Source organism: Pseudomonas sp. KCJK9111 (assembly GCF_046231935.1).
Classification (GTDB): domain Bacteria; phylum Pseudomonadota; class Gammaproteobacteria; order Pseudomonadales; family Pseudomonadaceae; genus Aquipseudomonas; species Aquipseudomonas parafulva_B.
The window spans coordinates 1-20,746 of record NZ_JBJJMO010000015.1; the positions used below are offsets into that span (position 1 = coordinate 1).

General features: G+C 60.1%; 29 protein-coding genes and 2 pseudogenes. 21 read left to right on the top strand and 10 right to left on the bottom strand.

Going from position 1 to position 20,746, the window contains the following annotated elements; translation table 11 throughout:
- Positions 1-376: 376 nt before the first annotated feature.
- The 7 genes from ACK59L_RS08075 (at position 377) to ACK59L_RS08105 (ending at position 7,993) form a co-directional block, all read left to right on the top strand.
- Entirely contained in the window at positions 377-1,672 is a 1,296-nt protein-coding gene (locus ACK59L_RS08075) for an MFS transporter (RefSeq protein WP_409272883.1), read from the top strand.
- Between the two features lie 98 nt (positions 1,673-1,770).
- The gene (locus ACK59L_RS08080; protein WP_027916365.1) at positions 1,771-2,079 is read left to right on the top strand and encodes a hypothetical protein; all 309 of its coding nucleotides are present in this window, start codon (positions 1,771-1,773) and stop codon (positions 2,077-2,079) included.
- A gap of 571 nt (positions 2,080-2,650) precedes the next feature.
- On the top strand, positions 2,651-3,760 hold the full coding sequence (locus ACK59L_RS08085) for a 3-deoxy-7-phosphoheptulonate synthase (protein WP_409272885.1): 1,110 nt from the start codon (positions 2,651-2,653) through the stop codon (positions 3,758-3,760).
- A gap of 36 nt (positions 3,761-3,796) precedes the next feature.
- Positions 3,797-4,078 (top strand): peptidylprolyl isomerase, encoded by a 282-nt coding sequence (locus tag ACK59L_RS08090; protein ID WP_058604152.1) that lies wholly within the window; start codon positions 3,797-3,799, stop codon positions 4,076-4,078.
- A 178-nt stretch (positions 4,079-4,256) separates the two neighbouring features.
- Positions 4,257-5,027 (top strand): 3-hydroxybutyrate dehydrogenase, encoded by a 771-nt coding sequence (gene hbdH, locus ACK59L_RS08095; protein ID WP_409272887.1) that lies wholly within the window; start codon positions 4,257-4,259, stop codon positions 5,025-5,027.
- Between the two features lie 75 nt (positions 5,028-5,102).
- Entirely contained in the window at positions 5,103-5,378 is a 276-nt protein-coding gene (locus ACK59L_RS08100) for a peptidylprolyl isomerase (RefSeq protein WP_182139921.1), read from the top strand.
- Between the two features lie 131 nt (positions 5,379-5,509).
- On the top strand, positions 5,510-7,993 hold the full coding sequence (locus tag ACK59L_RS08105; RefSeq protein ID WP_409272889.1) for an autotransporter outer membrane beta-barrel domain-containing protein: 2,484 nt from the start codon (positions 5,510-5,512) through the stop codon (positions 7,991-7,993).
- A gap of 42 nt (positions 7,994-8,035) precedes the next feature.
- Here ACK59L_RS08105 and ACK59L_RS08110 read toward each other — a convergent pair whose 3' ends face one another.
- Complete coding sequence (locus tag ACK59L_RS08110) at positions 8,036-8,659, bottom strand: LysE family translocator (protein WP_409272891.1); 624 nt, start codon at positions 8,657-8,659, stop codon at positions 8,036-8,038.
- 131 nt (positions 8,660-8,790) lie between these two features.
- Here ACK59L_RS08110 and ACK59L_RS08115 point away from each other — a divergent pair, with 131 nt between their 5' ends.
- Positions 8,791-9,612, top strand: a complete 822-nt coding sequence (locus ACK59L_RS08115) for an AraC family transcriptional regulator (RefSeq protein WP_409272893.1) — start codon at positions 8,791-8,793, stop codon at positions 9,610-9,612.
- Positions 9,613-9,709: 97 nt separating this feature from the next.
- Entirely contained in the window at positions 9,710-10,321 is a 612-nt protein-coding gene (locus ACK59L_RS08120; RefSeq protein ID WP_409272895.1) for a LysE family translocator, read from the top strand.
- On the opposite strand, the gene ACK59L_RS08125 is transcribed toward ACK59L_RS08120, so the two are convergent.
- Complete coding sequence (locus tag ACK59L_RS08125; protein ID WP_409272897.1) at positions 10,302-10,994, bottom strand: metallophosphoesterase; 693 nt, start codon at positions 10,992-10,994, stop codon at positions 10,302-10,304. The genes ACK59L_RS08120 and ACK59L_RS08125 overlap by 20 nt on opposite strands.
- Before the next feature lie 112 nt (positions 10,995-11,106).
- Here ACK59L_RS08125 and ACK59L_RS08130 point away from each other — a divergent pair, with 112 nt between their 5' ends.
- Entirely contained in the window at positions 11,107-11,847 is a 741-nt protein-coding gene (locus tag ACK59L_RS08130) for a carbon-nitrogen hydrolase family protein (RefSeq protein WP_409272899.1), read from the top strand.
- Positions 11,844-12,086, top strand: a complete 243-nt coding sequence (locus ACK59L_RS08135) for a hypothetical protein (protein WP_196136567.1) — start codon at positions 11,844-11,846, stop codon at positions 12,084-12,086. Before ACK59L_RS08130 ends, ACK59L_RS08135 begins: the two co-directional genes overlap by 4 nt.
- Here ACK59L_RS08135 and ACK59L_RS08140 read toward each other — a convergent pair.
- On the bottom strand, positions 12,071-12,589 hold the full coding sequence (locus ACK59L_RS08140) for a methylated-DNA--[protein]-cysteine S-methyltransferase (RefSeq protein ID WP_196136566.1): 519 nt from the start codon (positions 12,587-12,589) through the stop codon (positions 12,071-12,073). The two genes, ACK59L_RS08135 and ACK59L_RS08140, sit on opposite strands and share 16 nt — an antisense overlap.
- A gap of 136 nt (positions 12,590-12,725) precedes the next feature.
- Here ACK59L_RS08140 and ACK59L_RS08145 point away from each other — a divergent pair, with 136 nt between their 5' ends.
- Positions 12,726-12,896 (top strand): hypothetical protein, encoded by a 171-nt coding sequence (locus ACK59L_RS08145; protein WP_023533860.1) that lies wholly within the window; start codon positions 12,726-12,728, stop codon positions 12,894-12,896.
- Between the two features lie 92 nt (positions 12,897-12,988).
- Here the strand turns inward: ACK59L_RS08145 and ACK59L_RS08150 are convergent, their stop codons facing one another.
- Complete coding sequence (locus ACK59L_RS08150; RefSeq protein WP_409272902.1) at positions 12,989-13,315, bottom strand: hypothetical protein; 327 nt, start codon at positions 13,313-13,315, stop codon at positions 12,989-12,991.
- Positions 13,316-13,527: 212 nt separating this feature from the next.
- On the opposite strand from ACK59L_RS08150, the gene ACK59L_RS08155 reads away from it, so the two are divergent.
- Positions 13,528-13,836 carry a hypothetical protein gene (locus ACK59L_RS08155; RefSeq protein WP_196136565.1) on the top strand — a complete coding sequence of 103 codons (309 nt, stop codon included), beginning with the start codon at positions 13,528-13,530 and terminating at the stop codon, positions 13,834-13,836.
- A 116-nt stretch (positions 13,837-13,952) separates the two neighbouring features.
- On the top strand, positions 13,953-14,159 hold the full coding sequence (locus ACK59L_RS08160; RefSeq protein WP_196136564.1) for a hypothetical protein: 207 nt from the start codon (positions 13,953-13,955) through the stop codon (positions 14,157-14,159).
- A 403-nt stretch (positions 14,160-14,562) separates the two neighbouring features.
- Here the strand turns inward: ACK59L_RS08160 and ACK59L_RS08165 are convergent, their stop codons facing one another.
- Positions 14,563-14,871: a hypothetical protein gene (locus tag ACK59L_RS08165; RefSeq protein ID WP_409272967.1), complete on the bottom strand. Its 309-nt coding sequence runs from the start codon at positions 14,869-14,871 to the stop codon at positions 14,563-14,565.
- A 315-nt stretch (positions 14,872-15,186) separates the two neighbouring features.
- Here ACK59L_RS08165 and ACK59L_RS08170 point away from each other — a divergent pair, with 315 nt between their 5' ends.
- Positions 15,187-15,444: a hypothetical protein gene (locus ACK59L_RS08170; RefSeq protein WP_196136562.1), complete on the top strand. Its 258-nt coding sequence runs from the start codon at positions 15,187-15,189 to the stop codon at positions 15,442-15,444.
- Between the two features lie 456 nt (positions 15,445-15,900).
- Here ACK59L_RS08170 and ACK59L_RS08175 read toward each other — a convergent pair whose 3' ends face one another.
- Positions 15,901-16,200, bottom strand: coding sequence for a hypothetical protein (locus ACK59L_RS08175; RefSeq protein ID WP_409272905.1), 300 nt, complete (start codon positions 16,198-16,200; stop codon positions 15,901-15,903).
- A gap of 221 nt (positions 16,201-16,421) precedes the next feature.
- Between ACK59L_RS08175 and ACK59L_RS08180 the strand changes: the two genes are divergently transcribed.
- The 3 genes and pseudogenes from ACK59L_RS08180 (at position 16,422) to ACK59L_RS08190 (ending at position 17,560) form a co-directional block, all read left to right on the top strand.
- Positions 16,422-16,982 carry a nucleotidyltransferase family protein gene (locus ACK59L_RS08180; RefSeq protein WP_409272907.1) on the top strand — a complete coding sequence of 187 codons (561 nt, stop codon included), beginning with the start codon at positions 16,422-16,424 and terminating at the stop codon, positions 16,980-16,982.
- Between the two features lie 60 nt (positions 16,983-17,042).
- Positions 17,043-17,324 (top strand): annotated as a pseudogene (locus tag ACK59L_RS08185) (GrpB family protein); the annotation flags it as partial.
- Positions 17,325-17,368: 44 nt separating this feature from the next.
- Positions 17,369-17,560, top strand: coding sequence for a hypothetical protein (locus ACK59L_RS08190; protein ID WP_409272909.1), 192 nt, complete (start codon positions 17,369-17,371; stop codon positions 17,558-17,560).
- Between the two features lie 169 nt (positions 17,561-17,729).
- Here ACK59L_RS08190 and ACK59L_RS08195 read toward each other — a convergent pair whose 3' ends face one another.
- Positions 17,730-17,963, bottom strand: coding sequence for a hypothetical protein (locus ACK59L_RS08195; RefSeq protein ID WP_409272911.1), 234 nt, complete (start codon positions 17,961-17,963; stop codon positions 17,730-17,732).
- 165 nt (positions 17,964-18,128) lie between these two features.
- Entirely contained in the window at positions 18,129-18,545 is a 417-nt protein-coding gene (locus tag ACK59L_RS08200) for a hypothetical protein (RefSeq protein ID WP_409272913.1), read from the bottom strand.
- A 165-nt stretch (positions 18,546-18,710) separates the two neighbouring features.
- Between ACK59L_RS08200 and ACK59L_RS08205 the strand changes: the two genes are divergently transcribed.
- On the top strand, positions 18,711-19,148 hold the full coding sequence (locus ACK59L_RS08205; protein ID WP_409272915.1) for an acetyltransferase: 438 nt from the start codon (positions 18,711-18,713) through the stop codon (positions 19,146-19,148).
- An 88-nt stretch (positions 19,149-19,236) separates the two neighbouring features.
- Positions 19,237-19,614, top strand: a complete 378-nt coding sequence (locus tag ACK59L_RS08210; RefSeq protein WP_182139905.1) for a VOC family protein — start codon at positions 19,237-19,239, stop codon at positions 19,612-19,614.
- A 99-nt stretch (positions 19,615-19,713) separates the two neighbouring features.
- Here ACK59L_RS08210 and ACK59L_RS08215 read toward each other — a convergent pair whose 3' ends face one another.
- A complete protein-coding gene (locus ACK59L_RS08215; RefSeq protein ID WP_165919287.1) occupies positions 19,714-19,881 on the bottom strand; it encodes a hypothetical protein in 168 nt (55 codons plus the stop codon).
- A 120-nt stretch (positions 19,882-20,001) separates the two neighbouring features.
- Entirely contained in the window at positions 20,002-20,190 is a 189-nt protein-coding gene (locus ACK59L_RS08220) for a hypothetical protein (RefSeq protein WP_027916391.1), read from the bottom strand.
- A gap of 176 nt (positions 20,191-20,366) precedes the next feature.
- On the opposite strand from ACK59L_RS08220, the pseudogene ACK59L_RS08225 reads away from it, so the two are divergent.
- Positions 20,367-20,717, top strand: a pseudogene (locus ACK59L_RS08225) (integrase).
- Positions 20,718-20,746 lie beyond the last annotated feature (29 nt).

The window sequence follows — 20,746 nt, forward strand, 5'->3', positions numbered from 1 at the left end:
AACAGCAACAGCAACAGCAACAGCGGGAGCGGGAGCGGGAGATTTGCCTGGGAAAGACATTGGCATGTCTTTCCGAGACTGCGGCATCGCGCCGCAGGCAGTCAACCCTTGGCAAAACCCTGCAAGCCCGTAGAATCGCGCTTCCTTTTCGCCCGTCGCCTTGAACGGTGGCAACCGGCAACCAAGACCGAGTCCGCGCCTGACCCCATGAACGCTCATGTGAAATAGGCTCAACCCTCCCCGCCCGGCCGTCTTCTCGCATGGCCAAGCGGTTGAGTCTTGCCCAGGTCGCATCCGTGCAGCCTCTACCCTATCCGGGTCGCTCGGCGTGCGCGCTCGAAAAGGCCAACCTTCGCATATCCAACTTGAGGTACCTATGTCTGCGCGTTTGCTGGCCATGGCGCTGGCGCCGCTGCTCGGGCTGTTCATCATTGCCCTGGGCAACGGCTTCATGTCTTCTCTGACCACCCTGCGACTCGGCGAGGCTGGCGAGTCTGCCACCACCATCGGCATCGTCTCGTCCACCTACTTCATCGGCCTGACCCTGGGCGCGATCTTCAATGATCGGCTCATCCTGCGCATCGGCCATATCCGCGCCTACACCAGCTTTGCATCGCTGATCGGCGTCACCATCCTGCTGCAAGGCCTGTTCTATGACGTGACCTGGTGGTCGGTGCTGCGCCTGATCAATGGCTGGGCGGCCGTGGGTGTGTTTCTGGTGATCGAAAGCTGGTTGCTGCTGGCCGGGGACGCCAAGATTCGCGGTCGCCTGCTGGCCTTGTACATGATCGCTTTCTATGGCGCCGGGGTGCTGGCCCAGGCAGGGCTTGGCGAGATTACCCGCCTGGGCGAGACGGCGCCCTTCATGCTGGCGGGTGTGCTCACCGCGCTGTCGGTGTTGCCGATCGTGATCCTGCCACGGGTCTCGCCACTGCTGGACCAGGTCGAGCCGCTCAAGCCGCGGCAGCTGCTGGGCGTGGCACCCTCGGGGCTGGTGGGATGTTTTGGTTCCGGCGTGGTCATAGCCGGGATCTACACGTTGCTGCCGCTGTACCTCCAACGTATCGGGCTGGATGTCGGCGAAGTGGGCAATATGATGGCCTGGGTCATCCTCGGGGCCATGCTGCTGCAATACCCCGTGGGGCGTTGGTCGGACCGCAAGGACCGCCAGGACGTGCTGATTGCCCTGGCTGCGGTGTGCGCTGCGCTGGCGCTGGTCACTGTATTCCTGCCCTCGGATGCGTTCCTGCTACCGGCGATGCTGTTTCTGCTGGGCGGCGGGGTGTTCACCCTGTACCCGGTGGCGGTCAGCCATGCGGCCGACCGTGCCCCATCGGATGCCCTGGTGCCCATGATCCAAGGGCTGCTGCTGATCAACTCGCTGGGCTCGGCGATGGCGCCGATGGCGATCTCGCCCGTCATGACCGAGTTTGGCGAAGCCGGGCTTTTCTGGGCCTTTGCCGTGGTCAACCTGTTGATGGTGGGCTTTTTCCTGTGGCGGCGCGGCAAGCGTCCGGCCGCGGAACACCCTGCCCCGTTCACCGCCTCCACCACCTTCTCGCCTACCGGCGCTGAACTGCGGGTTACCGAGGACCTGATGCATGCTGCGCAGGAGCATCCTCCGATGGAAACGGCCGAACCCAAGCCATCGCATCATGGCGAGGCCTGTTGAGGTAAGCGTGCCGTAAACGACCATCCGTCGCCCTCATGGCACCTCTTGTGCAGGTCTTTGCCAAAGCAATGACAGATTCCATGCACAGGAGCTTCGCCATGATTCGCATCCGTAGCCTTTCGCTGTCCGTTGCTTTCGCCTTGGCCACCCTGGCCGGTACCAGTCAGGCCGCTACTGACACCACCAACACCGACATGCACCCGAAAACCGACCAGATGGGCGGCAAGACCGCAGGTGAAGGCAGCAGCGTGAACACCCCAGGCAGCAGCCGTGACAATGACAGCAGCAATGCCGGCGCAGCAGGTGCCCATGACGGTGCGGCAGGCGGCTCCAACAGCACCGGCGAAGCCACAGGCTCCGGCGCAGGTGCCACCGGTGGGCAAGCTGAAGATCAAGACAGTCACTAAGACCACGGTCTCGTGACCCTCTAACGTAATCATCCCATCGATTACGCTCATAGCATTTTTCCATTGAATGGCCCGCGCAATGTGCAGTAAGCTCGGGCTCATTCACTGGAGAGCAGCATGCAAGCAACCATCCACACACTCGTCCCTGCCACTGGCCGCGCTTCGCGCCCAGTAGCGGCCGTGACCGTGTGCGTGAGTGCACCTGCCTCCTATTACTTCGGGTATTGGTTTAGCCACTAGGCGCCGATACCCCCACGGCGTCCACCTTCGAGGGGCCGCCGAACATGAGAATACTCAAACCCCCGGTCGGCCTCCCGACCGGGGGTTTTGTTTTTTCAGGCCTACACCCAAACCACTCAGAGGACAGATTCATGAAATACGACACCTATTACGTAGCTGGCACCTCCACCTGGCGATTTAGCCACGTCCGCTCGGGCCAGCCTGCCGCCTCCGATCGGTTCTGCACAGGTGGCACTGCCCCAACCACTAGCCAATCACCGATCTGTCGAACACCTCGATAGGGCCGACCGCGCAGGCTCTAGCGCCTGCCGTCCGCCCAAGGAAAACCCCCATGCAAGCATCCAGCCTCGCCCTGCCTCTGACCCAACCTCAAGCTGCCAATACCGCTGTCAGCCGCCGTCTTCCCAGTCCGCACCTGCTCAAACAGCAGATGCCGCTCTCTGCCTCGCTCGCTCATCAAGTCCAGGCGCACCGCCAAGCCATTTGCGACATTCTCGAAGGGCGCGACCACCGCCTGCTGGTGATCGTAGGGCCGTGCTCGCTGCATGATCCGCGCTCGGCGCTGGAATACGCCGATCGCCTGGCCGCGTTGAGCCGCCAGGTCGATGATCGCCTGCTGCTGGTGATGCGTGCCTACGTGGAAAAGCCGCGCACGACAGTGGGCTGGAAGGGCCTGGCCTACGATCCTCACCTCGATGGCAGCGACGACATGCACGCCGGCCTGGCCCTGTCGCGGGGGCTGATGCTGGGCATGATCGAACGGGGCCTGCCGGTCGCGACCGAATTGCTGCAACCCATGGCTGCTGGCTACTTCGACGATGTGCTGGCCTGGGCTGCCATCGGCGCCCGTACCACCGAATCACAGATTCATCGAGAAATGGTCAGCGGGCTGGCGCTGCCGGTGGGCTTCAAGAACGGCACCGATGGCGGCGTGGCTATCGCGACTGACGCCATGCGCAGCGCTGCCCATGCCCACCGGCATTTCGGCATGGATGCCCAGGGCTACCCTGCGATCGTCGAAACCCTGGGCAATGCGCACACTCACCTGGTGCTGCGCGGTGGCCATCAGGGCCCGAACTACGACGCCCACAGCGTCGCCCTGGCCCGCCAGGGGCTCGCCAAAGCGGGTCTGCCTGCGCGCATCATGGTCGATTGCAGCCATGCCAACAGCGGCAAGGACCCGGCCCGGCAACCGGCTGTGTTCAACGAGGTGTTGCAACAGCGGTTGAGTGGCGACGCCTCGATCGTGGGCATGATGATCGAAGGGCACCTGTTCGAGGGTTGTCAGGCGCTCGGCAAAGGGGCGCTGAAATACGGCGTGTCCATCACCGATGGCTGCCTTGGCTGGAGCACCACCGAAACGCTGTTGCACAATGCGGCACGACGTCTGGGTGAGCGGCAGGCCGAACCCTGCGAGACACAACCGGTTGAAGTGCGTTAGGCTTTGCCTCTTTACCCTCCCAAGGAGCAGTACCCCATGGCACGTGCAACCGCCCGTCACATCCTGGTCAACAGCGAAGATAAGTGCAACGAACTCAAGGCCCAGATCGAAGCGGGTGCTGACTTCGGTGAAATCGCCAAGGCCAATTCCACCTGCCCGTCCAGCCGCCAGGGTGGTGACCTGGGCTCGTTCGGTCCAGGCCAGATGGTCAAGGAATTCGATACTGTCGTCTTCAGCGCTCCGGTCAACACCGTACAGGGTCCGGTCAAGACCCAGTTCGGCTACCACCTGCTGGAAGTGACCAGCCGCCAGGACTAAATCCTGCGAAGCAAGCCCGGTAGGAGGGAGTGGCTCAAAGCCGCTGCATTGGCGCCATGCGAAGGTCCCCACGGAACCTTTGATCAGCCGCTCCGCTCCTACGCTCAGCCCATCCCGGGCGATGCCCAATGGCTTTCTTCGTTCCAGTCAGCGCCGGCGCGCTGCTAGGGAGCTTTGCATGACCCTCAAAGGCAAGACAGCAGTGATCACAGGTTCCACCAGCGGCATTGGCCTGGGCATTGCCCATGTGCTGGCGCGAGCGGGGGCCAGCATCGTGCTCAACGGCTTTGGTGATCCTTCACCGGCTATCGCCAGCCTTGAACAGTTAGGGGTGCAGGTGCGGCATCACCCCGCTGACCTTGCCGATGCTGCTCAGATCGAGGCCCTGCTGGCCTTTGCCGAACAGGCATTCGGTGCCGTGGACATCCTGGTCAACAATGCAGGCATCCAGCATGTGGCACCCGTCGAGCATTTTCCGGTGGACAGCTGGGACAAGATCATTGCCTTGAACCTGTCTGCGGTCTTCCACGGCACTCGCCTGGTGTTGCCAGGCATGCGCGCCCGCAACTGGGGGCGCATCATCAACATCGCCTCGGTTCATGGGCTTGTCGGCTCCACAGGCAAAGCTGCGTACGTCGCCGCCAAGCATGGGGTGATTGGCCTGACGAAGGTCGTAGGGCTGGAAACGGCCATGAGCGGCGTGACCTGCAATGCCCTGTGCCCAGGCTGGGTGTTGACGCCGCTGGTGCAGCAGCAGATCGACGCACGTGCAGCAACCGGCATCGATCCCCTGCAGGCACAGCGGGACCTGCTCGCGGAAAAACAGCCTTCGCAGGCGTTCGTAACCCCTGAGCACCTGGGCGAACTCGTGCTGTTTCTGTGCAGCGAGGCTGGCAGCCAGGTACGCGGTGCAGCCTGGAACATGGACGGTGGATGGCTGGCGCAATAAGCCATGCCGATTCGCGCGGCTAGCGGTGCGTCGGGCATAATGCCTGCTTTCTCTCGCTGCATGCACAGGTAGATCATGAAAGCCCAAGCCCGCCATATCCTGGTCAAGACTGCTGACGAAGCCGAAAAGCTCAAGCAGCGCATCGCCAAGGGTGAGGCGTTCGATGTGCTCGCCAGGAAGTTCTCCCTCTGCCCCTCGGGCAAACGTGGCGGTGATCTCGGGGAGATTCGACCTGGGCAGCTGGTCGGTGCGATCGACCAGGTCATCTTCAAGAAGCCCCTGCGCGTGGTGCATGGGCCCGTGAAGAGCAAGTTCGGGTATCACCTAGTGCAGACGTTCTACCGCGACTGAGTCTCTACACTGCCGATTCATGCTCATCACCTAGCAGTTCTGCCAGTTGTCTCCCGCAAGCCTGCCTCTGTAAAAAGTGCCTGAACCCGCGCAATCGACGATGCGCGCTCGCTTCAAACGGAGGCTTTACTATGCGTGTACGACTGATTGTGGGCTCACTGAGTCTGCTGGGCGCAGCCCTGCCATCGGCTCAGGCAGCTTGCACTTTTTCCCCGGGCGCCGGTAACGACACGTATGTCTGCGACAGCGGGTCATCGCCTTCGCTCGTCGATACCGAGGGCGACAACCGCCTGGTGTTTCCGGCGAATGGCACCGGCGCCATCGAAGGCGATGTCACCTTCGGTCCAGGCCGGGACAGCATCGACATGGCCTCCGGCACGATCGCCGGCAACGTCAATCAGGGCGGCGGCATCGATGACTTCGTCATGAGCAGCGGCGTGATCGAGGGCAACGTCAACCAAGGTGACGGACTGGACACCTTCTACATGTCCGGCGGCTGGATCAAGGGCACCTTCGACAGCGGCGACTACGCCGAAATGGATGGCGGGCGGATCGGGAACGTCAACCTGCGCCTGGACAAGAATACCTTCATCATGCGCGGTGGCAGCGTTGACAGGAACGTCATCGCCGCGTTCGACACCGATTACATCGAAGTCTTCGACGGCACTATTGGCGGCAATATCAGTGTCAGCGGTGGCGACGACAGCGTTTTGATTCATGGCGGCAGTGTCGGGGGGGATGTGTTGCTCAGCACGGGTAACGATCGCTTTGTCTGGGATGGCGGGACGATCGGCGGAAAAGTCGATGCCGGGCCGGGCGATGACACTGCGCTGCTATCCGGTCTCAACCCGGAAACGCTGATCATCACGATCGATGGCGGCGAAGGCAACGATGCGCTCACGTTCGATAATAGCCGCGCAGTGGGCGGTGCTCGTTACCTCAATTGGGAGACGGTGGCGTTGACCAATCTCAGCCAGCTGGCGCTCAACGACACCCTGGTGCTTGGAGACGCCGGGACCGGAACCGGCAGGCTCACGCTCGACAGCAACAGCGTCCTTGCCTCCAGCGAGGGTGTGATCACAGCGTTTGGCCCAGGGCAACGCGTATCGGTGAGCAACGCCGGAACGCTCAACCTCACCGAGGGTGGCGATGCCCTGGGCCGTCTTACTCTCCAGGGCGACTATGTCGGCGAAAACGGCCTTATGCGCGTGAACAGCGTACTGGCCGGCGACAATGCGCCCTCCGATCGCCTGGTGGTCAGCGCCGGGTCCATAACGGGGACGACCGGCCTGATCGTCAACAACCTGGGGGGAGCCGGCGCACCGACACCCCAGAACGGTATTCAGGTGGTGGAGGCACGCGACGGTGCCACCAGTACGGCCACCGCCTTCGTGCAAACGCAAACCCTTTCAGCGGGCGCTTACGACTACCGATTGTTCAAAGGCGGCGTCACCGCCGGCAGCGAGAACAACTGGTACCTGCGCTCGACGCTGGTAGCGCCACCGGTGGTAGCCACGCCGGTTGAGCCCGAGGCGCCTGCCGAGCCGGAACCCGAGCAACCGGCTGCTCCGCAGCCGGCGATCACCCCGCCGGTTGCCGCTCCGGCCCCAGGGCAACTGGACTTGCCCGCCCCGATCGCAGGCCACCCGAGCCTGCCGCTGTATCGTCCCGAGGTCGCGGTCTACGCCGCCGCCCCCAGGGGGGCTGCTGTCGTGGTGCGCCAGGCACTGGGCACTTTCCATCAGCGTCAGGGTGACCAGCAGCTGCTGGAGGGTCAGGGCGCATTGCCTGCTGCTTGGGGTCAAGCGTACGGCGGCGCGCTCCGTCAACAGTGGAGCGGTACTGTCAGTCCCAGCCTCGATGGCGACCTGTATGGCTTCAAGGTTGGTCAGGACGTGTACGCTCATGTGAGTGATACCGGCGCCCGTCAACACGCAGGGGTGTACGTGAGCCAGTCTCGCTTGACGGCCGGTGTCAAGGGCTTTGCATTGGCACAGGAGGACCGCAGCGTCGGTGAGCTGCGCCTGGATGGCAAGAGTGCAGGTGCGTACTGGAGCTGGGTAGGTGCAGACGGTGGCTATGTGGATGGCGTTTTGCAATACACCCGTCTGGATGGGCGGGCGCGCTCGGACCGCGGCGACAAGCTGGACCTAGACGGGGACGCCTGGGCCGCTTCGCTGGAAGCCGGCGTACCCATAGCCTTGTCATCGCACTGGGCAGTCGAGCCCCAGGCCCAGGTCATCGCCCAGAAAACCAGGTTCGATACCGCCAGCGATCGTGTTTCGCGCATCGATCATGACGCGCAGGTCGAGCTCACTGGCCGCGTTGGGCTACGCTTCGAGGGGCGATTCAAGCCCAACGGCACCCGGCTGCTGCAGCCCTACGCGCAAGTGAACCTGTGGCATGGAGACGGCGGGCGGGACACGCTGGTGTTCGACAACACGGACAAGGTAAAGACCGATTACCGCTATACCGCCCTGCAAGCCGAGGCAGGTGTTGCAGCGCAACTCAACACCTCATTGAGCGTGCACGGCGGGGTTCAGTACACGACGCACCTGGACAGCCGTGAACAGGAGGCTAGCGGCGTCAACCTGGGTGTGCGCTGGCAGTTCTGACACGCAAGAGGGGCGCGCGGGTAATACGCGCCCTGGCCTTCTTTAACGCCGGACGACCAACAGCCCTGCTCCAGCGCTTGCCAGCAATGCGGCACTGGTGCGATTGAACAACTTACGCGGCCGCGGCCTTGAGAACCATCGCGACAAATAAGCGCCGACTGCGGCGTAGAGCGCGATAGCTGCCCACTCCAGCAGCAGGAACAGAGCGCCCAGTAGCAGGAACTGTTGACCTACAGGGACGGGGCTGGCGACCGATACGAACTGAGGCAGAAAAGCCGTGAATATCAAGATGGCTTTCGGATTGCCTGCTGCAACCATGAACTCCTGACGCGCCAGACGCCAACTACTGCATGGCGGGTACCCAGCCTCGACGGCCGCGGCCACTGGGGCACGCCACAGTTGCCACGCCAGGTAGAACAGATACCCCGCCCCCACCACCTTTATCGCCAGGAACAGGGTTTCGCTGGTATGCAGGACCACGGCCAGGCCTATGGCCGCAAGGCCTATCATGCCGCTGAAGGCCAGCAGGCGGCCTACCCCTGCAAGGCACGCGGTACGCAAGCCATAGCAACTGGCGTTGTGAAGCGACAACAGGTTGTTGGGGCCTGGTGCCATGTTCAGGGCAAAGCAGGCCGGTATGAAAAGCATCAGGCTGGCAAGGTCCATCTCTCACTCTCCTCTGAATTCACGGGCTGTATCGCAGGTACCGGGCCGCAACGTCAAGGTACAGCCACGCGCCACAACTGTACGGGCGAGCAGCGTCTGTTTAAGCTGCCGGTCATCACAAGGACCCTTCGATGCCCCATTCCACTACCACCCTGTGGCGAGACCCGCGCTTGCCGCAGGTCGAGAGCCGCCGCGCCTGCAACAGCCGAGCCTGCTACAAGCCCCATAGCCATCCGACATTCTCCATCGGTGCCGTGGACGCAGGTTCCAGCCTGTTCACGGGTGCAGGCTGCGGTACCGAGCGGCTCACCCCCGGTACGCTGGTGGCGGTCCCCGCGCACCGGGTCCATGCCTGCAACCCCGAGGCAGACCAGCCCTGGAGCTACCAGATGGTGCATGTCGATGCGAGCTGGCTGGCCGAGCTGCGCACTGAGTCCGGCCTGCCCTGCGGCGCCCCCGAGCAACCGGCGCGTGTCAGCCGGGATGCCGAGGCGTACCGCCGGTTCTGCCAACTCAATGCCGTGCTGTTTTCCGAGGCGACCCCGGTGCAAAAGGAGGCCGAGTTGATCGCTTTTCTGTGCGACATGGATTTCGACACCTTCTCGCCCTTGGCCGCAGCACCCGTCCTTCAAGCCCCGGCGCTGCAGGGCTTGCTGACGGACCTGCGCGAACAGGACCCGGCTCGCCTGAGCGTGGAGTCACTTGCCCGTGAGGCCGGCCTTGGCCGTTATCAATTGATTCGCGCGTTCCGCGCTGCCACAGGCCTGACTCCGCACGCCTACGTGCTCAACGCCAGGATCAACCAGAGTCGTCGACTGCTCCGGCAGGGTCACCGATTGGTGCAAGTCGCCCACGACCTGGGATTCGCTGATCAAAGCCATTTCCAGCGGGTATTCAAGGCGCATGTCGGGATCACACCCGGGCTATACCTCAAGGGTCAGACCACGAAGTAAGGCTGCGCGGTCATCACCTGCAATATTGTTCAATACGCGGGGTGCATGCACCCGCACACTCGGGCACCTGACCTCAAGCGCCGAGTAACCTGCGACCATGCAAGCGTTTATCCTGATTGCCCTCGCCCACTTCCTGGCGCTGCTGTCGCCAGGGCCGGATTTCTTCCTGATTGCCCGAACTGCCATTACCAGCGGCTGGCGCGTGGCCAGCGGTGCATGCCTGGGCATTGCCTTGGGCAACGGGGTATTCATCGTGCTGGCATTCACCGGAGTATCCATACTGCACGAGGGCAGCGTGCTGTTCGACCTGTTGCAACTGGCAGGTGCGGTTTATCTCATCTATCTGGGTATTGCCTTTGTGCGTCATGCCGGCAGTACCAGCGTCTGCGCGACTTCGGGCAGCACATCGCCCACTTGGTGGCGCAACCTGCAGATGGGCCTGCTGTCAGGTCTGCTCAATCCTAAAAATGCCTTGTTTTATGCAAGCCTGGCCAGCCTGATAGCGGGCAGTTCCACGGTGTGGAAGGTGTCGTACGGAGTCTGGATGTTCTGCGCGGTGCTTGCCTGGGACTTGCTGGTCGCCGTCGGCATAGGCCACCCGCGGGTGCTGCGGCGATTCAGCGCTGCCCTGCCCTTGCTCGAACGGTTGTCGGGCCTCGTGTTGCTGCTGCTCGGCATGGGTTTGCTGATCACGCTGGCCTGGCGTTGACCAGCGTCAGCGTACGCAGGTCCATCAGACTGAAATGCCCACTGGTCCATCCCCCGGTATCCAGATGCCACACATTGCCCAGTTGCCTGACAGACTGGACGGTGGTATGGCCGACCAGCAGGGCACGCAGCCCATTTATGGGCGTGGTATCGCCCTGCTTCAAACGTCGCCTTGACCACAGGCAGGTCTCAAGCGCGTCTGGATCATCGCCCAGTTCGAGCCAGGTACGCAGGGTCGACCAGTCATCGAACGGGCTGTCGGCATGCAGCAGGCCCACCGGGCCGCTTGCCGACTCAACCTGCAAGGCGATCGGCATCTGTTCGAAACGCTCGACGATGCGCAGCTGTTCAGCGGCCGCTGAATCGATGAACCATCCACCCCCGGCCGCACGGTACATGGCCAGGTCCAGCCGGCCGCCCCGCACCAGGTTGATCGCCAGCGACTCGTGGTTGCCCTGGACCGCGTAAAACCATGGCTGCTCCAGCCAGTGCAGGGCTGCCCGGCTCATTGGGCCGCGATCAACCAGGTCGCCAACGCTGAACAGCCGATCCTTGCCCGTATTGAAACCAACGGCGTCCAGGCTTTGCTGCAACCGGTCGAAATGGCCGTGTATGTCTCCCACGGCCAGGTCTCGACCCAGAACATTGGCGCCAACAACCTGGAAACGCTGCATGACCTGATTCCTTTGCAAGTAGGCAAACACGCTAGGCCCTTGCCTGGACAGCATGGCACAAGCGTCTGGTCGGGAGTATGCTCGGCGATCACGTACCAGGGAAGGAAGTGTCATGAAGCTGTGCGCTGCGCAACTGGGTTCACTCAAGGGCGATGTGGCTGCTAACGTCAGGCGTCATCTGGCCTGCATCGAAAAGGCCGCGAACGTGGGCGCTGCCGTGATCGTCTTTCCCGAGTTGTCGTTGACCGGTTACGAAGCCAGCATTGCCCGTCAGGCTGCGCTGCCCCTGGGCTCCCCACATCTGGACCCGCTGCAAGCGGCAAGTGACCGCCTGGGCATCATCGTTGCGGCGGGATTACCATTGCTAACCCCGAAGGGCATCCAGATCGGCATGCCGATCTTTACCCCGAGCGCCCCGCGCCAAGCCTATGCTAAACAGCGCCTGCACGAAGATGAACTGCCCTACTTCCATGCTGGGGGGAGCACCTCGCTGATCCAGGCGGCGCAGCACCGAATCGCGCCGGCCATCTGCTATGAATCCATGTTCATGGCCCACGCTGCATCGGCCAAAGAACGAGGGGCAGACATCTATCTGGTCAGTGTGGCCAAGACGGCAAAAGGCGTAGGGGAAGGACACGCGCATTATCCACAGGTGGCGCGAGAACTGGGCTTGATCGTGCTGATGGCCAACTGCGTTGGACCTGCCGACCATTTCGTGGCGGCCGGTGGTTCTGCGGCATGGGACAGTGAGGGGCGCTTGCTGGGTTGCCTGGACCCTCACAGCGAAGGCATGCTGCTATTGGACACCGAGGCTGGCACTGCCAGCATCATGCCGATGGACGCGCCAGCGTGATCTACCTGGTAATGGCTCTGGCGAGCTACGGGCTAAGCTACTACGTGGTCGGATTGCTACTCGATGGCCAGGTGGCTGACATCGCCGAGGGTATGCGCCATCGCACCGATGCCCCGACCCCAGGTCAATACCTGCGCGCCGTTGAGCAACGGTGGCGCCGGGTTCGCTGGGAGTACTCGCTCATGGTAGGTACGGTCCTGACGGCGACATCGTGCGCCGGCGTTTATTGGCTAGGCTGAAGCTGCAAGTCCAATGGCAACGTTTGCCGGCCTTCTAGGGCCAGTAGCAACTGCTTGGCTGCCAGCCCACCGGCAAAGCCGGTAAGCCCGCCGCTAGCCCCTATGACGCGATGACAGGGTGCGATGATCGAAATCGGATTGCGCCCATTGGCAGCCCCCACCGCCCGCACCGCACTGGGGTTGCCGATTTGCTGGGCGATCTGACCGTACGTGCGGGTTTCACCGAAGGGGATGCTCAGCAACGCGTCCCACACCTGACGCTGGAACGCCGTTCCAGTGAATGCCAAGGCCAGATCGAAACGACGACGTTTACCGGCAAAGTATTCGCCCAGTTGATGTGCGGTTTCGATCAGAACAGGGCAGCGGTCGTCACGCTGCAGCGGGCCAAGGCGTACCCTGTTCTCTCGTTCATGCTCCCACAGCACGGCGATCAGCCTTTGATCCTGAGAGACGAGGGTCAGCGTGCCAACTGGCGATGGCATGAGGGTGTACAAGCTGGGCATATCGCGACTCGGGATTCAAAGGGCAGCTTGCGACGGGGTGCTTATGACAAAGCGACTAACCGTAATGGAACTGAATTACTGCAAATTAACACCGGTCAACACTTGTGAACGCTGCAAGAAACTGACGAGGTGAATCATGACTATCGAAGCTGAGACGCTCGCACAACTCGCACAAGCCCTGAAGGCACAAGGGGCCAGGTTGATCGCTGACCTGACGTTCATCCGCGCGCCTTACCGGTGCGGCAAGCGCTGGGTATGCAATGTAGTACGCCGTAAAACCGCACGCAAGCCTGCACTGCTCCAATGAACGGCGGGCGAAACCACCACACACTTCAATAGGCGAAGGACCGCCCTTTTTCCTGCAATCACCTACGTAAGCAAACCCGCCTACCGCTGGTGTCAATCAAGGCATTCGCGTGCCGCCACCCTTAGCTTGTCGCCCGACAGAAAGCTGCCTTTGTAGAACGTTGCACGGCTACCCTCGCCCGATTCGATCACCTCCAACACATCATCGGTCGTCACTGCACTTGGCGCTGTCATGCGTACGCCATGGGGTATGGATTTCTGCGTTGAATTGGGTGCCAGTACCTGCCACTGCGGCATGACGCAGGCTGCATATTGCTGGGGCGTTTTGGATGTGAGTTTGCTGGCAGTGGGCTTGCCGGGTGAAGCGCAGCCCACAAGCGCTACGCACAGCGCCGGCACGACATAAAGGTAGTTAGGCATTTCATTGGCCTCGATCAGTCGCGGGCATTTTAGCAAGCAGAGCAGGAACGAGTAATGGACCATCGTCGAATGCTGGAAACATCGCGGTTGCCCTTTATTGAACTACCTGCGGAACGAATGCAGCCTGTGTTGTTTCTGATGAGCAATCATGCACAGCCACGGTGATGTGGCACTGTTTGACTGATCTAATTTGGCTATTCGTGGAGTCCTACATGGTGTGGTGGCTTGAAGTGCTTGCACAGTTTGCAACATCGACTGGTCTGGCCATGGTGTGCATCCTGGTGTTCTGGACCTATGGATTGGCGTTCGGCAGGCTTTACATGAAGCTGCTCGCTTGTCTGCTGGCCAGTGTTCTACTGATGGTCGCTGCATTCCCGCACGGGGTGAATTTTGCTACAGGGCTGGGCGCATCAGTGGGCAACAGACACTCACTGTCGTTGTTCCTGGCTGACGCCACCGGGGTTATCGCTGCGGTTCTGATCGCATCTTTTTTCTTCAATCCGGAACGCTTGATAGAGTAGCCGGCGCTGCGCACGCTGTCGCCTGATAGTTCTGCCAGTAGCATGGGCAGGTAGAGACTGGCAATGTCATCAGGCCAATCCCGGCACAAGAACGCCTTACCTAAGGATGCCGAACCATGAAAGAGCCGTCCAAACAAACGCGGTTGTTTTACCAGAGCAATAAGCTGGTGACCCTTGTAAGCCCCGAGCAGCGTCAGCAGATTTTTCGCACCCCTGATACAGCGCTTGCAGAAGCCCGTGCTGATGGCGGCCCTGCCCTACTGGGCACGGACGCTCAAGGATCGGTGCTGATGGTGCAATCCGAAGACCAGGCACCGTCCTGATAGGGCGCGCGGCCAGGTGAAGATACAGAGTGCGTCCAGGCGCTTCATCGCCCTGCGCCGTTGCCGCAAGCGTCGCCAGGCGCAGCGGACGCGAACATGCTAACGTTGACTCATCTTCCAGCGAGTCAACGTTTTCATGGAATCACTCGATTGCATCAAATCGGATTTGGTCAAAACCGCAGATCATCTAGAAGCGCTTGGCAAAGCCCTAAATGGTCATGCGCGCTTCATACAGACGCGGGGTGCCCATCCTGATCAGATTGACGTGGACGCACACATTGAAGCCCTTGCACAGGTAACCGAAGCCCTGCGCGAGGTAGCAACCAAGATGCAGAGCTCGCTTTGCCCTACGGTGCCTAACAGATAACGCATTGTGTTCGATCCCCACGTACTGAAGATCGCCTCAACGAAACCTGAGCTTGACCACCTTGCTCAAAGCCCACCCGCTGAACACGTAGAACAGGTCCAAGTACAAGCGGCCGGCATAATTGGGCATTGGGTGGTTATCGATGAGCTGCTCAGGGCCGGGGGTAGGCGGCATGAGCACATAGAAGGCATTCGGGATCAGAGCCAAGGCGATCAGCAGCAAGTAGGTTGCCCTTCTGATCCATTGCGCGCGTGGTGAAGGCTTGGCTGACCATTTGACGCCGTAGTACGCGATCAGCCCTGCTACGGGCAATATCCAGAAATGTGTTGGGATACCAATGAACATTTCAGCTACAGCACTTCTTGTTTCCACGCACATTCCTCCGATTTAATAAGCGAAGTATTGCGGTTGGGTTCGTCAAAAGCAAAGCACCCATGACGCCTCTACCCGCCAGGCTGCTACTCGAGCGTACAGTTGGCCTCTTGAGTAAAGGCATCTGTCACTTCCAGAGCGCAGTCACTGCTGCTGGGTTTGCATCCAGCGTGGATGCAAACCCAGTACACGTTCCGTACCCCGCGTAGTAGCGTTCGCCTTTCGACGAACTGCCATGGTCCGTTGCTATTGCCCACGGACCGGGCCACTCACGAACTGGGAAGTCAAATGGAACACGTTCATTCAGTCAGCCAAGACGTCATTGATTCAGCACTCATCGCGTTTTCACGTTTCAAAATTGGTGAAATCAAGGTATTCGATCTTGAAAGTGCAATGAGTTATGAAGCCGGGCAAGCGCTGGCCCGCAGCGGACTGGTGCGATTCTCGATCCACAAGATGCCCTCGGGGCGGTACCGCATCAGTGACGAAGGCGAAAACGCGATTACCGAAGCAGGCCGAGCACGGCTGGCGGTGATCAGGGGCTGAGTCGACGATTGGCTGCGATCGATCACCAAAGATGCAGCGGCACGGGGTGACCCGTGCCGCCTCGCTCCATCAGGTACCCTGACTCCAGTGAGCGGCGATCGCCAATACAACGAAGGCCACCACCGCTTCCACAACGAGGTAGATACCGTAGAAATCTTCTGAAAACATACGCAACTATCCGCTCGAAAAACGACTGTCCACGGCCGGGCGAGCCGGCGCGTAAGTCAGATAAGCAATGACATTCAGAAGTTCACGCCCAGTGAGCACTATCAGGCAACGCCGGGCGGTATCCCATCTTTGTTCTTGTCCTTGAGGCGCGCTTTTTCCTCCTCGGTGGCGTGAGCCGGTACCTCGTCTTTCTTGGGTTCATGCTGCTGATCAGTCATGCTCAAGCTCCTCAACGTGTCATGCGTTAGGCATTGGTCGCGCCCGGCAGTTCAGACGTATCGGCAGCCGTCACGTTCCATGATCACGCTTGGGGATGCCCAGGGAATTGCACGAAGCTACTTCACGGGCCTTCATGACGCCCCAGGCCAATGCCCGGGACATGGACTCCTTCGTGCGGTCGTCGAACGCCTCCTCATAGACAGGCATGCCGCCCGGGGCATAAACACCGATGAACAATTGAACCCGGCCGTTTCGCGACAAGCGAACCTGAACGTTGATCGACGTTCTGTCGATCAACGTCTCTTCGTGCGCGCGGTGGTGCAACGTAGGGTCAGCCCAGGACCAGAACACACTGCCGCGCATCCGCATCGCGCCTCCTAATACTTTAGTCTAATGGCCACTACGGGGGACATTAGCTGCCCGCCGCTTGGGCTACTAGCAAAATATGGCATCGAGTGTTATCGATCAGACGAGCGGAAAACGTCAGTGCCATAATGTAAAAACTCGGTCGGGCAACGGCCACAGTCACACGCTCAACGGCAAGCCATCAGGTATGCTAACGCTCCCGAACGCCAGCAAGGACTCCACGCGTGCCTAGACTCAACGACGAAGGCCTAGTGCAGATCATCCTCGAGAACCGGGTAAACAGAGCCTTACTCGAAATTCTTCCGAGTCTTGATATTCCACGCACCTTATTGGTAGCAGGTGCTTTATTTCAGACGTACTGGAACCACCGTTGCGCACGCCCTGCCGAATGGGGCATCAAGGATTATGACATTGCCTACTACGACCCCGACCTGTCCTGGGAGGCAGAAGACCGGGTCATTCAGCAGGTACAGGAGGCCTCCGCGCACTTGGGCGTCAACGTCGAGATCCGGAATCAGGCCCGCGTGCACCTGTGGTACGAGCATAAGTTCGGTGGCACTTACCCTCCATTGAAACGGGTGACGGACGGAATAGATCGCTATTTGATACGTTCAACTTGTCTCGGCCTCGACACCCCCACATGCAGGCTTTACAGCACCTACGGCTTAGGGGACTTGGAGAACGACAGACTCAGTATCAATGAGCTCAATCCCCGCCCCGATTTATTCCGGCAAAAAGCCGCCAGCTATCAGGCGCGGTGGCCGTGGCTCCAATTGGTTGAGTGAGTCAGCCACAAAGGCCATATCATCACTTGCTCAGGTATCAAACTCTCCTAAGGAAAGGAAATGGCACTGACAAGCCACATTACGCCCTACGACACCGAGTGGCCCGCTCGCTTCAAAGCAGACAAACCGTCCATCGCTTCAGCGTTTGGCGAGGAACTGATGGCCATCTACCACGTGGGTAGTACTGCGGTACCTGGGCTCGCTGCAAAACCCGAGATCGATGTACTAGTTGAGGTTCACAATTACCATTGCGCCTCTGCACGGGATCGCGTACTTATCGATCTGGGATACAGACGTGGGAGTGATCTATCGCCTGATCATCATTTCTACCGACGTACAATAGCAATGTTGTCCCAACGCAAACACGCGATCAGGGAGGTCGCAATATGAATAAAAGCCTGCTGATCGGGCTGGTGGCGATCCTACTTTCGGGATGCAATCATTATTTCAACAGCCCTTATGGCAGTCGCTGGGATCAGCGAAACATCCCCTGCGACGCCACACCACCCAACCAGCCTGGGTGCTATGACAATGTGCATCAAGAGGGGCTTCTCAACAGGCTTTTCGAAAAGGACTAGTCATGCCTACTTTCTTGACTCGCTTGTTGAACCGCAAAGATAAGCCAGGGCAGGCTGGACTCAAGCGTTCAACCGACTCCAGCCAGATCAGCTCTGCCGGCTCCGTTCCCTTCACGAACCACGACGAGCCAGCGCCCATTACCTGCTCGGGGCGACACTATGACGGCCATCACGTCAGCAACAGCGACCTATCGAGTGATAGCCATTCTGCCGACAGCGGATCGAGCTCCAGCAGTTGCGACTGACCACCCGTCACCGTCTGGGTAACCAGGTCGCGATCAGCCATATCACACCTGTCGCGAGCACCCACGGCCATCTGCTTGCCGGATTCATTGCCATACCGACCAGCCCGATAACGATCAATGATGCCCCAGCCCACCGCTTGCGTGCTGGTGTAAACCATCTCTGAAAACGCTTATGCCTGTGCTGCACGTTATCACCACCCACCTTGCACTTTGACGAACGCAGTCTCAGCCGTCGCGCTGAGTCAACGCGCCTTGTATCTGCATGAGTTGACGTGTACCGGAACTCTGCGGCCATCTGCATGCGTGTCCCGTTTATAGGCAGGTCAGGGAACAGCACCGCCCGCCTGCTTCATTTCCTGCAAGGCCATCCGCCTGTGCTGCAGCGCTGACTGATCTTCGATCCTACGCACCGCCAGTGTTCTCAATACCTCATAAGCAAGCGCGTTACAGGCAGGCTCCGATACGCCATCCCCATGCTTGATGTCGATAGCCGCTTGCCGGCGCTCAATCTCCATCCTTGCGGGGTCATACTGAAATGCTGCAGCACGCTCTTGAAGCATCACACTATTGGCAGCAGCCAGGTCGACATCCAGCATTCCGGTGATCGCGCACTGCTCCCCGGTAATGGATGACAGCGCAAAGCCCTTGTACTGAGCCTCCTCCATCACTGGCCGTGCAGGTTGCGCAGTACAGCTTGAAAGCATGACAGTGGCCATAAGTAGGCATTGATAGTTTTTCATCAGGTCCTGTCAGGTCTAATAAAGATGATGAGCCATGCATTACAATCGGCCTCGTCAAATCCGCGCTCAAGGCACTGCACGCTCGGCCGCGATACTGATGACGCGTAGGCTTCCTATCACTCCTACAGCGCCCCTTTCCAACTATTAACTGTCAAGGATGATGCCATGATCATTCGCCAGGCTACTAATGTCGACCATCCGCAGCTGCTGGACATTTGGCTGCGCGCTGTGCGCGCTACCCACCATTTCTTGCAGCAAGCTGATATTGAGGCATTGCTTGTTCAACTGCGCGATGTCTACCTGCCCGCTGTCGAATTATGGATTGCGGAAGAGCCCAAGGACGGTCCGCTTGGGTTCATCGGGCTTAATGAAAGCCACGTAGAAATGCTGTTTATCGAACCCGATCGGCGAGGTGAAGGCATCGGCCGCGCGCTATTGGATCATGCCCGCAGTTCGCGCGGTCAAATGAGTGTTGATGTGAATGAGCAAAATCCGGAAGCGGTTGGGTTCTATCTGCATCATGGTTTTATCCAAACAGGCCGCTCCCCTCTGGATGGCGAGGGTCGCCCCTTCCCCTTGCTGCACCTGAGCTTGCCTGGCTAGCACTGCAGTCAGGGAGCGCTCTGTTTCGCTCGTTGGTCAGGACGAAAAGCTCATCGGACCCCAACTGCTCACCTAGAGAGGCAGAGAAATGATCGACCATCTTGATCACCTCGTTTTGACAACCATCGATGTCGAGGCATGCAAGGATTTCTACACCCGCATCATGGGCATGAAGCTGGAAAACTTCGGTGCTGGGCGCTTGGCTATGCGCTTCGGTGAGCAAAAGATCAACGTGCACGTGCGCGGCCACGAATTCGAACCCAAAGCTCACTTGCCGGTACCGGGCGCACTGGACCTGTGCTTCATCGCCTCGGTCAGCCTTGAGGAAGTCGTGGCCCATCTGAAAGTACAGCAGTGGCCAATCATTGAAGGCCCCGTTCAACGTACCGGCGCCACAGGACCTATCCGATCCATTTATGTGCGCGACCCGGACCTCAACTTGATAGAGATATCGGAGCGGCTCTAGTCGGTTTCGCAAAGCAGAACGTGGAAATCCAGGCAGGCCTGGATTGGTCTCAAGAAATTGAGCAGGCTATCGGGGGCTGCCGGTGGCTGCCCCAAATGATCAGGAAAAGAGCTTGAACGCTACCCAGCTCGTCGCCAGGGCGAACACTGCGCCCGCAGCAGCCGACAGAAAGATGCTGCGCGCCTGGTGCTGCGTGCCCTCGCGGACCTCGCTGCCCAGCTGTGCCAGGTTCTCTTTCATCTGCTTGATAACTTGATCATGGCTCATGGTCGTCCTCGCTTGGGATGCCAGGTCACGCCTGTCGCAAGACCCTATGGCGCTAGTGTCGACCGAATCGGCGTAAAGCTCAAGACCGCTCGGCGCAAGCCTGTTTTCTCAGTGGGCAGGCTAGAGTTTTTGAATGAAGGCAGCAGCGGTAACGATGACGGTGACTAGCCCTCCCACCGCGACAAATGGGTAAAACAGCGTCTCGCGCTTCATTTTGTTGGCCTCGGCGATCAATTTTCGCGCCTCGGCAGTGAGCTTGTGAATCTCAGCCTGAAGCTTCTCAAGCTCCAGCTCCTCCTTTTCGGTCATTGGTCGTCCTTCCGTGCCTCGAGCCGCACCCCGTCGTGCGTCCTGTGTGCTGCATTATGTGCGCTTAAGTGAGGTAATGCAGCATGCCGCTGTTTTGCAGCTCGGCAGCTTTTCCGACGTCATGAGATTCCACACGGCCCCTGGGGCGGCCGCCGTCAGCGGCGGCACTTCGCTGCATGACATCCAGGTTGACGCACCAGCAAGACCCCTTGATAGTCCAGCCGAACAAAGGTGGGCTGTGGATCGACGAGGCAAGTGTTACAATCCGCCACTTCAAATCAGCGCCCAAGGCGCTGAACATCCGTGACCGCCGGCAGTACGACACCCGCCACACCTACGCAACCATGTGCTTGATGCCTGGGATGAACCCTACGTTCATTGCAAACCAGCTCGGCCATAGCGTTGAGATGTTGCTCTCGACCTAAGCGAAATGGATCAGCTCCTCCTCGGACTGGAGGGAGCTGGAGAAGCTGCCGCCCCGCGTCAGATTGGCCCATGCCTGGTCCAACCGTGACGCAAGGGGCTAAATACACCTCTGGAACCCCCGCAGGACAAG